Source organism: Algoriphagus ratkowskyi (assembly GCF_002150505.1).
In the GTDB taxonomy this organism is placed as follows: Bacteria; Bacteroidota; Bacteroidia; order Cytophagales; family Cyclobacteriaceae; genus Algoriphagus; species Algoriphagus ratkowskyi.
This window is the reverse complement of sequence record NZ_MSSV01000012.1, coordinates 107,478-120,445: the sequence shown is the minus strand read 5'-3', so window position 1 is coordinate 120,445 and position 12,968 is coordinate 107,478. Positions and strand designations below refer to the sequence as shown.

At 42.4% G+C, this 12,968-nt stretch carries 5 protein-coding genes; all 5 read right to left on the bottom strand.

Going from position 1 to position 12,968, the window contains the following annotated elements; translation table 11 throughout:
* Positions 1-1,837: beta strand repeat-containing protein (locus BVH02_RS21435; protein ID WP_394363989.1), on the bottom strand; the 1,837-nt coding region annotated here is incomplete at its 3' end.
* Positions 1,838-2,288: 451 nt separating this feature from the next.
* Entirely contained in the window at positions 2,289-2,504 is a 216-nt protein-coding gene (locus BVH02_RS14000; RefSeq protein WP_086502082.1) for an LVIVD repeat-containing protein, read from the bottom strand.
* Positions 2,505-3,145: 641 nt separating this feature from the next.
* Positions 3,146-8,242, bottom strand: a complete 5,097-nt coding sequence (locus BVH02_RS13995; protein ID WP_086502081.1) for a beta strand repeat-containing protein — start codon at positions 8,240-8,242, stop codon at positions 3,146-3,148.
* 233 nt (positions 8,243-8,475) lie between these two features.
* A complete protein-coding gene (locus BVH02_RS13990; RefSeq protein WP_086502080.1) occupies positions 8,476-10,098 on the bottom strand; it encodes an LVIVD repeat-containing protein in 1,623 nt (540 codons plus the stop codon).
* A 666-nt stretch (positions 10,099-10,764) separates the two neighbouring features.
* On the bottom strand, positions 10,765-12,591 hold the full coding sequence (gene rho / locus BVH02_RS13985) for a transcription termination factor Rho (protein WP_086502079.1): 1,827 nt from the start codon (positions 12,589-12,591) through the stop codon (positions 10,765-10,767).
* Positions 12,592-12,968 lie beyond the last annotated feature (377 nt).

The following is a 12,968-nucleotide window of genomic DNA, read 5'->3' as shown; positions in this document are numbered from 1 at the left end:
TTCCTGTAGCATTTACCGCCGGCGTATTGCAACCGCCAGATAAAGGAATGGAATAATTGAAAGTACCAGAAGCGGTAGGGGTGCCGGAGATGGTGATTACATTACCAGACCAAGCAGCAGAGACTCCTGCAGGTAAACCTGTTGCCGCTCCGATTCCGGTTGCTCCAACGGTGGCATGAGTGATATTTGTTAAGGCTGTGTTGATACAAAGAGTTGGAGTACTGGAAGCTGCTGCCACTGTATTGTTCGGAGTGACTGTGATAGTTCCTGTAGCATTTACCGCGGGCGTATTGCAACCTCCAGTTAGAGGAATGGAATAATTGAAAGTCCCAGATGCGGTAGGGGTTCCTGAGATGGTAATTACATTACCAGACCAGGCAGCAGAGACTCCTGCAGGTAAACCTGTAGCCACACCGATTCCGGTTGCTCCAGTGGTGGAATGAGTGATATTGGTTAAGGCAGTGTTGATACAAAGAGTTGGAGTACTGGAAGCAGCTCCTACTGTATTATTCGGAGTAACAGTAATAGTTCCAGTGGCAATTACTCCGGAAGCCAAACATCCAATCACCGGTATTGAATAATTGAAGGTTCCTGAAGCGGTCGGCGTACCGGAAATGGTAATGGTATTTCCAACCCAAGAAGCAGAAACGCCCGCAGGCAATCCATTTGCACCGGCTACACCATTATTTGCGATGCCAGTTGAATTGGTAGTGGCATGTGTAATATTAGCAACTAGACCAGTATTGATACAAAGCGTTGGCGTGCTTGATGCGGCGCCAACCGTTTGATTTGGAGTTACCGTTATCGTTCCAGTCGCAGGGAGTTGACCAATTGTACAACCGCCTGTCATCGGAATAGAATAATTAAAAGTTCCTGAAGCAGTAGGTGTTCCAGTAATTGTAATAGTATTTCCAGACCATGTAGCGCTTACTCCAGCAGGTAGTCCATTTGCTCCAGATACGCCAGAATTGGAAATGCCAGTAGCACCTGTAGTTGTATGAGTGATATTTGGGGTAAGAGCTGTATTTATACAGCGCGTTTGACTTGGATTTGTAGTAGTTACGGTGTTTGCGGGTAAAGTATAAGTGATTTTTATTTGGCCATTGGCTCCTACACCTCCACTTCTGGTTCCACTTCCATTATTTGTTTTCAATGAACCACCACCACCACCTCCTGGAATAGTTCCTGCTCCACCGTCTCCTTCAGATCCTGATCTTCCAGTTCCTCCATTTCCTCCTCCTGTTGGGGCAATAGCGCCATTTTGGTTAGTTGCGTTTACTCCATTTAGAACTGTTCCTCCTGAGGAACCGCCGCCTCCGCCATAGGTTGTTCCAGATCCATTAGCTCCGGCGCCGCCACTCCTGTTAAAACCGCCTACTGTTGAGGCGAGACCTCCAGCAGCCCCAGTACTACTATTGATTGCAGAATTCCCTCCATTTGCTAGTACCAAATTAGGCCCAGGGCCTGTTGTAATGTAAAACCTGGAATTTTCTCCTGCTGCATCCGAATTACTACCTGCACCTACCACATACGTATAACTTTGGCCTGAACTAACCGAAATCACAGATCTGGAATATCCACCACCACCACCGCCACCACGGCCTCCCGTGCCATTAGAATCCCAATATCCACCTCTTCCGCCTCCACCCCAAGCTTCCACAGTAATTGAGGTTACACCTGCAGGAACGGTAAAGGTATTTGAGCCACTTGTATAGGTATCAGTTGTTGGACACTGCCCATAAACTTCCCCATTCATACCAACCAATAGGTAACACAGGCTTAGGGCATAGACCAAAAACTTGGGGTTGGTTAATATAGAAAGCTTGATCAGAGTCATTAAATAAGAAAATGTTGTTTAAATATGTAAAAATGCATTTCAAATTTAATGTGATTTTATTGAAAACCTACATAAATGAACGACAACCTGCTGGAAATAAAAAACTTAACCCTTAGTAGCGTGTTAAAAGTAGTCATATGTATTATGTAATGATTTTTAATATTATTCCACGACTAATAAAAAAGCCGACTCATTTCTGAGCCGGCTTACTATTTCCATAACAAAGTTCTATTTACTTCAACTTAATTTCCGTATCAGTTGATTTTCCTATAATCTTCGCACCACTATTGATGTTCAAGTTTTGCTTATGGCCAATGATCTACAGAATAAAAAAGTCCCTCCGATATTCATCTTTTTCAAAACTGCAGCGCCAGCGTAAGCCTCAGGTTCATTCCCATTGAAATTCAAAAATGAATTACCTTGGTAATTAGGTAATCCTACGCAAGAAACATCATTTGTTTTTCCACTTAGGTTGGACTTCAAAAATCTGAAGGCCTCCACAACCAGTAGCTACGAAGACAAATTCCTCTTCATTTCTCGAAAAATTTGAAGAACCATCCAAATCCAACATTCCAAATTGCTTGATTGTAGTCAGGTCAGACACATCTGAATTAGAGATGCCTGCAGCGCCATATGCCATGAAAAGTAAACCCTTGTTAACAAACATAGCGTTAGTCACGATATCTCAAGCAGCCACATCGTCAAGCTAGATTGGGATAGGTAATTATTGAATTATGCTACCATCCGCTATTTTATAGATCCCTGCATCATTTGCACCTTCTGCTAAATACAGTGTACCAAATTTTTATCTAAGTGTCTCGTTGCCCCAGCAACGTCCGACTCAGGCGGAATACAGACTAACACTGAAAGGCTGTTTGGATCCAAGATTTGTACAGCACTATTTCGTGATAGAATGGCTACTTTATCATTGCCAAAATTAACTACTCTCAAATCTGCTATTTCTGTAGATGTTCCCGGAGTTTGACTATTCCTATTTCCTCTGTTATTTCCGATCCTTCCTGTTCCACCATCTGATGTCTCAATAGCGTAAGTCGCGCCTCTAAAGTCTCAGGAACACCATTTCCTCCTTTACCACCACCACCACCAGTTGGAGCTTTCGAACCTAAATTATATTATTGTCCTCAGATGGAGTATTTCCATCTACTGCAGCTCCTGCACTTGATACTCCACCTCCATTGAATTCTCCACCTCTACTTTGCCTATTTCGGCCCGACAATTAAGTAGTAGCTATTCCCGAAGCGGCTGGCCCGCCCAAATTTGGAACCGTGGGCAAAATCTTCTTTAAAATCAATTTCTTAACAATTTAATTTGCTCAGATTTATTTCCCCAAATTATTTGAATAACATACATTCCCGAGATGGATCGATCCAGATATGCATTGACTACTTCTGAAACTGACTCAATTTGATGGACAGTGAATGTTTCAGCTATTCCTTTTATATCGGAGATTTGAACCAAGATTAGTTCATCATTATACACGGATCTATTGAGTAAATCCAAAGTGACCTTACTTTTCAATGAACTAGGGTTTGGATAAGCTATCCATGCACCGCTTCCTTTGACTCCTTCCACCTTAAGTGATTTGGTGACACTGTATGAAAACTTACCATTGAAATCTACCTGCTTCAATCGGTAATACACTATCCCACCTGAAGCTGGAAGTGTTAAATCAGAAAAGCGATAGTCTGAAGGAACTTCCGAATAGCCTTTACCTTCCAATTCTCCGATCTTAGTCCAAGAGGTCACACCATTGACCGAGCGTTCGATTTCAAACCCTAAGTTTTCCCACTCTTTGGAAGTAGCCCAAGCTAAATCTGCAGACCTAGTTTGGGGATTATATTTAGCATTGAAGTAGAGGTATTCTACCTCCAGGATGCGAAAATTATCATAATAAATGTAGACTACTCCGTTTCCTCCTCTACCGCCTCTTAAGAACCCTGCTCCACCACCCGAACCAGTTAAATCTTGACCTTGATATCCAACAGAAGATGCATTATCTTGATTACCATCACCTCCAATTTTAATTCCAGCGACAGAGCCCCCAACACCATTGAATTTATTAATGCCATTAAAATTGTTTCCTATTCCGCCGCCGCCGCCTCCATAATTCCTCGTTGAACCTGCAATTATATATTGTACTCCATTTCCTCCATCCCCACCTTTACCTTGTCCAGCACCTGCACCTGATCCATTTTGTCCAATAGTTGTAATACCACCACCACCACCACCTGCGTGTGCTCCATTTCCAGAAGCATCTCCTCGTCCTCCAGAAGTACCTTTTGAAGGAGTTGTTGCCTTTCCTCCTATAAAATTTGTCTGTGGACTGTCGATTGCGGCTCCACCGCCCCCTGAAGTGCCATCCATTCCTGTACCATTTCCTCTTGACCCACCACCACCACCACCTATGGCAATCGCACCTGTAATAGCTGATCCGTCAATATTACCGGTAATTGTAGAGGTGCCACCAGGATTACCTTTAGAGTTTATTGAGGTAGATCCAGCACCGCCCTGACCAACAGTTATTGAAAATGAGGTTCCTGCCGGAAATCCATAAGGATTAGTAGTGGAATAAGACAAGTTGTGCACTAGTTCTCCAGCTCCACCACCACCTCCACCTGATCCTAAACCACCTCCACCACCAGCTCCACCAACTGTGGTGTTAAATCTGGTAAGGCCTTCTGGAGCAGTCCATGTGGCTAAGCAAGTGAATTCAATTACAGTAGTTCCAGACTTTGCCCCATCATCAATTACTTCAAAACAAGATGATTGTGGAGGAAGTGGATAAGTGATAATTACGTAGCCGCGAGCTCCATTTCCTCCATCGGCATTTCCTCTAGATCCGCCACCGCCGCCACCGAACAATGATCCTGTATTCCCTGGTCTGTTTCCATTTCCGGCGCCACCAAGGCCACCATTTCCTCCGTCAGGTCCCCCTCCTTTTCCACCTGTTCCTCCTGTGTCAGCTGTAGGCACGTTTGGTAGACCACCAATGTTTCCTGGCTGATTTATTGATCCATTAAGACCAGTAAGAGCAGCAGCGCCACGAGTCGTCACATTTGCTCCACCCCCGCCAAAAGCGTAAGCTAGACTTGAAGTCTGAGGATTAGGTAGGCTTGAGTCTCGAGTGATCCAACTCGGGCCACCATTTCCAGCTGTCCCAGATCCTGTTTGCCCTGGCCCACCTATGCCTATAAAAATCCCAATGGCTTCACCTGGGGTTACTGAAATGGTATTTTCGGAATACCCTCCGCCACCACCGCCAGCGGAATTTTCCTTTGATCCACCGCCGCCACCGCCACCACCACCGTAGACCTTAACTGTGATTTGGAAGATTCCAGCCGGCACATAAAATGTCCCATTTGAAGGGAAAATTTTTGGTTGGATACCAAAAAACGTAATGTTATTTGTACTTGTAGGTACTGGACATGAAGTTGGATCTGAAGCTTTTCTGACCGAATTTATTGTCAAGGAAGTTAAATCCTCATTGGTAATTGAGCTTGTAGGAAACGTGCCTACACCATTGATAAAATTGACAGTAAGATTTGTAGCAGCTCGTGGATTTGCTCCGCCCATGGAGTAATTCACCACAAAACTTCCGTTAGCTAAAGTCGAAGGAACGAGGTTGAGTGTAATCGTAGCGTTTCCTCCAGTACTCGAAGGGGAGACTGAAAAAATTTGACCTATTGTGTATTGAGGTTCTACATTGATGACGCCAGTGGCTACTACTGTACCGCAACCTCCATTAAGAGGAATACTATAAGATTTTGGGCCGGGAGTTACGGTAGGATCGACAGTTCCGCTGATGCTAATTGTTCCGTTAGCTGCTGTTCCTGTCCAGATCGCAGAAAGTCCTAAAGGAAGTCCATTTGCTCCAGAAACTCCAGGGTTTGTAATACCTGTCGCAAATGTTGTGCTGTGGGTAATTGATGTGAATGCACCAGTGTAGCAAGAACTAGAATTAGGATTTGAAGGCGGAGTTGCTATGGTTTTCTGAACAGTGATAGTATTCGAAGTTGCAGGACTGCTTGCTCCGCAACCTTGCGCATCTGTATAATTTACAGTAACAGATTTATTGCCCGGGGTCAACCATTTTAAAACAAGATTTGGACTTCCATTTCCTCCAGAGGTGATTGAGTAATCTACACCCGTTGTACCAGGTATTGTCCAGACATAAGCTGTTTCCCCAATTTGTGTCGAATAAGTGACATCTGTATCTACGCAGGCAGTAGGTCCAGAAGGCTGTGCTGTAAATGAAACTACCGGCAATGGATTGACAATGATTGCACCAGAGACTGCGCTCGTTACGGCAGTGCTGCATGAGGTAGCGGAAGATACTACTACGTAATAGTAAAGTGTGCCTGCTGTGTTATTTGCCGGAGTATAACTATTTGTGGTAGCTCCTGGAATTGATGTACCCCCGACATTTGAATTGGCAGTATTTCTATACCATTGATAAGTGAATCCTTGACCTCCCCCAACCGAGAGTGGGTTGAATGCAGTGGTATTAATACAGCGTGTTTGGCCAGTTAAAACCGGAGAAGTAATCGCAGAAGTAGCATTGACTGTGATAGTTCCAGTAGCATTGACTGTTCCGCAGCCCCCTGAAAGAGGGATTGTATAAGAGAAAACTCCTGAGACTGATGGCGTACCTGAAATCGTAATAGTATTAGAAGAGAAAGTAGCAGTTACTCCCGTAGGTAATCCAGTAGCAGCGCCAATCGCTGTTGCTCCTGTGGTGGTATGAGTTACTGGGGTCGGCATAGGCGAACCTATACAAACTATAGGGGTAGCAGAGGCTGCTGTCACCGTGTTATTAGGAGCTACAGTATATGCGCCTAAAACAGGACTAGTCACAGAAGAAGTACAGGTTGGGGAGCTAACTACCACGTAGTAATAAGTAGTGCCAGCGGGGGTTCTGGAAGGATCTAATGTATTATTAGTTTCTCCTATTATAGCTGTTCCTGTTGTATTATTAGGAGCGGCGTTTTTATACCATTGATATGTATAGCCGAAGCCCGTGCCTACAGAAAGATCAGGAAAATCAGTATTGATGCATTGAGTACCTCCAGGGGATGTGAAAGATTTTATAGACGGAGTTTCATTTATTGTGATAGTTCCAGTTGCATTAACGCTTCCACATCCACCGGTTAAAGGAATAGAATATGGGAAAGATCCAAAAACGGTTGGTGTTCCTGTAAAAGTAATTTGATTCCCAGCCCAAGCAGCAGTTACTCCGTTTGGTAAACCTGTAGGTGTACCAATGCCAGTTGCTCCAGATGTGGATTGAGTTACTCCAGCTGGAAGGGCTGAGCCTTGGCAGAATGTATTGGATGAAATAGTTCCAGCAGTATTGTTTCCGGTAACGGTGATGGTTCCAGTGGCTATTGCGCTAATACAGCTTCCGGTAGGAGTAACTGTATAGTTGTAGGAGTTTCCGGCTGCTGCTGCAGTCGGAGTTCCAGAAATAGTTACAAGACCATTTGTATAAGCACCGGTGACTCCTGGTGGCAAATTGGAAAATGTAGCTCCATAAGCACCTCTCATGGTATAAGTGATATTTGTGATCGCAGGTCCCCCAGCACATAGAGTCTGATTTGCAGTGCTTGCAGGAAGTGTATTAGAGCAAATCCATGCGATGGTTATCCTACCATCTCCTCCATTTCCTCCGGATGCTCCGCTCTGACCTTCTCCACCACCCCCCCCACCAGGTTGAGTTCCGTTTTTTCCTACTTCAGTATCATTATTATATCCTCCCCCATCTCCTCCTGAACCTGCGCCATTAGATCCGACACCCCGAAGTCCTGTACTAGTCCCATTTGCACCTGCTCCTGATGAGCTTCCAGCTGCCCCTCCGCCTGAGCCGTCGCTATTTCCCGAATTAGATGGAGTTGCAGAATTACCCCCACCTCTATAAAAGTATGGTCCTATACTTGGAAGGCCGCCAGTTCCAAAGATAACATCCCTTCCTCTGCTTCCACCATTTGCATATAATTGTTTGGGCCCTGTTGGTCCAAATACGGAAGGATTTCCATTGCCTGCTGAAAATGATACAGGGGATGCTGAAGTTTGACCTATCCCTCCAGATCCAACCATATAAGCAATAGCTCCCCCCGGTGTTACAATATAGATATTTGCTAAAATAAAAGCTCCTCCTCCTCCTCCTGCTGCTCCCTTGTTTCCATTATTAAAACCACCACCTCCGCCAGCTCCCCAGACGGATACTTTAATAGTGTCTATTCCATCTGGAACTGTGAAGTTTCCTGCACCAAAATTATATGTCACTGTCTGTGCTCCTAAAAAATTATAAGATAAAACAAAGCACATCAGACTTGCTAGAAAGATATTCTGCGAATGTGTATTAGTTAAAAACTGCTTCAAAAGCATTAATATCTAGGTTACAAATACAGTTTCATTGCTATAAAAATGTATTTTAAATTTAACTAGCAAGCAACTTGTTTTAAACCAACAAGCTCAAAATAATCGTCTTCTTAATTAGAAAATTCATCTAAGTGATCTTTCTAAATACTGTATATCTACTTGTAATGAATCATAACTTAAGGAGAAAAAAACCGACTCAGGATTAAGTCGGGTCATTTATTGATTTTATTTAGGTATTGCTACTTTAACTTCCCTTCTGTGTCTGTAAACTTGCCGATTATTTGAGCTCCACTATTTATTGTAACAGAACCATAAACCGTTATGGAATTACCTTCTCCAATAAATTCAAGAGTAGATCCATTATTCAGTTTTAAATCTCCATAAATGACCGTGTTTCCTTGAAGTTTCAATGTAGAAAGGCTGCCTAAATTCAGGCTTGTGTTCTTTTTAAATTGGCCAAAAACAAAGGAACCGTTTACGGCCATTATTGCATCACTATTGATGTTTAGGTTTTGCTCAATAGCCAAAGAGCCACAAAACAAGAAGGTACCGCCAATGTTAACTGCTTTCAATACGCTAGAACCTGAATAGGAAACTGACTCATTGCCGTTAATATTTAAGTAGGCAGTACCATTATAGGGCGGTATTCCAGAGCAATTCTCAGCGCCTTCACTTTTACTGATCTTCAAAATCTGCAGACCACCAGATCCCGTAGCGACAAAAACAAATTCCTCTTCATTTCTTACAAAATTGGAAGAACCATCCAGGTCCAGAACTCCCAGGCTTTTAATTGCTGAGAGATCAGCTACATCTGTAATAGAAATACCTGCACCACCATTTGCCATAAAGAGCAAGTTTTTATCTACTGATACAGCATTGGTAACAATTTCACTGGCAGCGACATCAGCAGGATTGATAGGAATAGCAAGCTTTTGAACTAAGCTTCCGTCAGTCATTTTGTAGATACCTGCACCATTGGCTCCTTCGGCTACATATAAATTATCTTTATCAATATCTAGTGTTCTTTTAGCTCCAGCTACATCTGCTTTCAAAGGAATATTTATAACCTCGGTAAGGCTGTTAGGATCCAAAATATGTACTCCTGAGGTGCCGCTTAGTACTGCAAGCTTGTTATTCCCAAAAGCCACAGCTCTTAGGTCTTCCATTTTAGTGCTAGCTCCAGGTGTCTTAGACGCATCAAAAAGACCTATTGCTCCATCGTTCCCACTAGTTACAGCCGTTTTTGAATTTGTGTTAGCAACATCAGTCGCAACATAACTAGGTAAAGAAGTATAAACAAAATCAGAAGAAAATTTCCCGGCAGTAACTGATACAGTAATTAAGTTGGCTGGGGATGTTACTTGTGTGTTTTTGTCTATGTTGACAGCCGCTGCTAAATATAGCTTTCCATTCTTGTACTCAATTGCACTGATATCAGCGTCTTTAAATATAGCTTGTTCTGTAATCTTAGGGCTGTAGATATTTGAGATATCAAATATATCCACTGCTCCTAAGTAGGTGTCGCCTGCTGTATTGTAAGATACGTAGGCATATTTGCCATCAATATCCACATGAGTAGCCTGGAGTTTTTTTCCTTCAAACTCTGGAGCATCAACCTGAGACACCATAATGAGAGGGATATTAGACGCTACCTCTAATAGCCTACCTGATGGAATGTCAGGGTCAATTAATCCAATTACTCCCGAATTATCTAATTTCACACGTGAAGTGAGAGATTCACTGTCCGAGTTGACTACGATATAACTTTCTAAAATAGGCCCATCGATAATTGATTCTGAGCTGTCATTACAGGAATAGAATGTAAAGACTAAAACTAGGGCGAGTAAATAATAGTTTTTCATAGTGGTTTAGATAAAACATGTGGTAATTTTCATCTATATAAAATTGTTTTTCATATATAGTATTTAGAATTTTATTTCGATATAATTTAAATAATAACTGATTATGCCGAAAAACAGATAAATACCTAGCAAAATTGAAATAATATTTTGAATAAAAAATAGGTATAGCTAAATACTTTTTAAATTTAAGAGATTTTTTTCGCAAGAGTTTATTATGTTGACGTTGCTTTTCCAAAGCACTAATCAGGTGATATATACCAAATTACAGGTATCGAATTTGCCTATAATAAGGGAAGAAACTTCTCGTGCAAGGGTGATAAATAGGATTTGGTTTGACCAAGTAGATTATTAAATATGATATAATTTATTTGATCCTAGCTTAGGTCAAGCTGGAGTAATTTTACCAGACTTTACTACCAAAAACTTCTCGGTTTTTGGATAATAGTCTGGTAAAAAAATTGTAGCCTTACGTATATTTATTCTATGATTCCTCAGCTATCAGCAAAAGAATATGGTGTAAAATTAATTTGCTCTAGCACTTCCAAAGTTTAAAACTTTGAAAATTTATGTTTCAGAAGATAAAACAAAAAAAACCGACTTTCTCAAGTCGGTTTCTTTATATCATTAAAGCTACATCGGGCATCCAGCATTGAACACCCAACATTCTTATCCATTCATACTGATCAAGAACTCTGCATTGTCGCGGGTTCCTTTCATTCTATTAAGCAAGAATTCCATTGATTCCTGAGAATTCATGTCGCTCATCAGTTTACGAAGAATCCAAACACGCTGCATCTCTTCTTTGTCCATCAATAGATCCTCACGACGAGTACCTGAATTAAGTACATCGATAGCAGGATATATTCTTCTGTTAGATAGCTTACGGTCAAGTGCAAGTTCCATGTTACCAGTACCTTTGAATTCTTCAAAGATCACCTCATCCATTTTTGAACCAGTTTCTACCAACGCTGTTGCAATGATGGTCAAAGAACCGCCATTCTCTACGTTACGGGCTGCACCGAAAAAACGCTTTGGCTTGTGAAGCGCATTCGCATCCACACCACCGGAAAGGATTTTTCCTGAACTTGGAACGACTGTATTATGCGCTCGCGCAAGTCTCGTGATAGAATCAAGAAGGATCACTACATCATGACCTACTTCTACCATACGTTTGGCTTTTTCCAAAACGATGTTGGAAACCTTCACGTGTCTGTCTGCTGTCTCATCGAAAGTGGAGGAAATTACCTCTGCCTTCACCGAACGAGCCATATCTGTTACTTCCTCCGGTCGCTCATCGATCAGCAAGATCATCAAGTGAACTTCAGGGTGATTTCTGGTAATGGCATTCGCGATCTGCTGTAGCAATACCGTCTTACCTGTTTTTGGCTGAGCTACGATCATACCTCGTTGGCCTTTTCCGATAGGAGCAAAGAGATCTACTACTCGCGTAGAGAATTTATCTCCGGTAGTGGATAGGTTTAATCTTTCTTCTGGGAAAAGTGGAGTCAAATATTCGAAAGGAACACGATCTCTGATTTCGTCGGTAGTCTTACCATTTACAGTCTCGATTTTCAACAAGGCGAAATACTTTTCACCTTCTTTTGGAGGACGAATAGATCCTTTGATGTGATCTCCTGTTTTTAAACCGAAAAGCTTCACTTGACTAGGAGAGACGTAAATATCATCCGGAGATGCGAGGTAGTTGTAATCCAACGAGCGAAGGAAGCCGTAGCCTTCTTGCATCATTTCAAGAACACCTTCATTTTCGATTACTCCATCGAATTCACGTGGATTCACTCCTGGACGTCTGCGGTTGGAATGAGGAACTGTTTCGGCTGCTGGAGCCATTGTTTCGTCAGGAGATTTGAAGTTCTTCCTTTTCGGCAGTTCTACTTCATGCTCTTGCTTTGGTTGTGGAGTCGCAGGAGCTTGAGTTTCTTCCTTAGCTTCTGGCGTTGTTTCTACTTCTTCGAAAACTTTACGTCTTGGTCTGAATGTTTTTGGTTCTTCAGCGTTCGCCTCAGCTTGTGGTTGTGGCTGTGGTTTTCTTTCTGGTCGCTCAGGCTGAGCTTCTTTTTTGGCTTTCCAGTCCGGTCTAGCTTCTTTGGCTCTTGGTTCAGGGGCTTTTTTAAGCTCTTCGGCAGGAGTTTCTTCTGCTTTAGGGATTGCCGTTACGTTTTGTCTCTTGAATTTAGGCTTGTATTCCGGCTCTTCGCTTGGTTTTTCAGTCGCAGTTTTTGGGGATTCTGCTGGTTTTGGAGACGCTTCAGGCTTGAGGGATTCAGCTGGTTTGTCTATTCCTTTGGCTGGCTCTGTGGCAGCCGAAGGCTTCTTTTTTGGTAAAGCTTGTTCTGGGGTGATGGCCTGTTGATCAAGGATTGCGTAGACAAGTTCGTCTTTCTTGAGAGATTTGTGATTTTTTACACTAAGCTCCTCAGCGATTTCCTTCAGTTCAGACAGTAACCTGACTCTGAGTTCTTCTATGTTGTACATAAAGAGGGTATGAAATAAATAAAATGTAGTAATGCGGTATTTGGGATCGTGGATGATTTTCTGAGCAAAAAAGATCTGCAGGAAACACTCAAGTCAAAGCGGGCTGACTTGCACATTCACGGTGATGTTACAATATTAACCCATGAGTTTGGATTATACAAATTATTGTTTTGGAAATGTGATAAGAGGATTAGTGAATTTCTAGAGCCACAAAGGTGCGCACTGGGATACAAAGAGAATGGGAGAATGAGAAAATGGAGATTTTATAAACGAATAAGAATGTCTAGCGAAAATATCTGGTTGACTTAAAAACTTCGTATTTAGGCTTTGGAGGGTGATATAACTTGGCAGGAGATTTAAAAAACTGTTAAATATCA

What these genes read in the sequence shown, in the direction of transcription:
- BVH02_RS14000 (WP_086502082.1), bottom strand. Translation starts at nt 2,504, where the DNA reads ATGTTTGTTAACAAGGGTTTACTTTTCATGGCATATGGCGCTGCAGGC.
- BVH02_RS13990 (WP_086502080.1), bottom strand. Translation starts at nt 10,098, where the DNA reads ATGAAAAACTATTATTTACTCGCCCTAGTTTTAGTCTTTACATTCTAT.
- BVH02_RS13995 (WP_086502081.1), bottom strand. Translation starts at nt 8,242, where the DNA reads ATGCTTTTGAAGCAGTTTTTAACTAATACACATTCGCAGAATATCTTT.
- rho (WP_086502079.1), bottom strand. Translation starts at nt 12,591, where the DNA reads ATGTACAACATAGAAGAACTCAGAGTCAGGTTACTGTCTGAACTGAAG.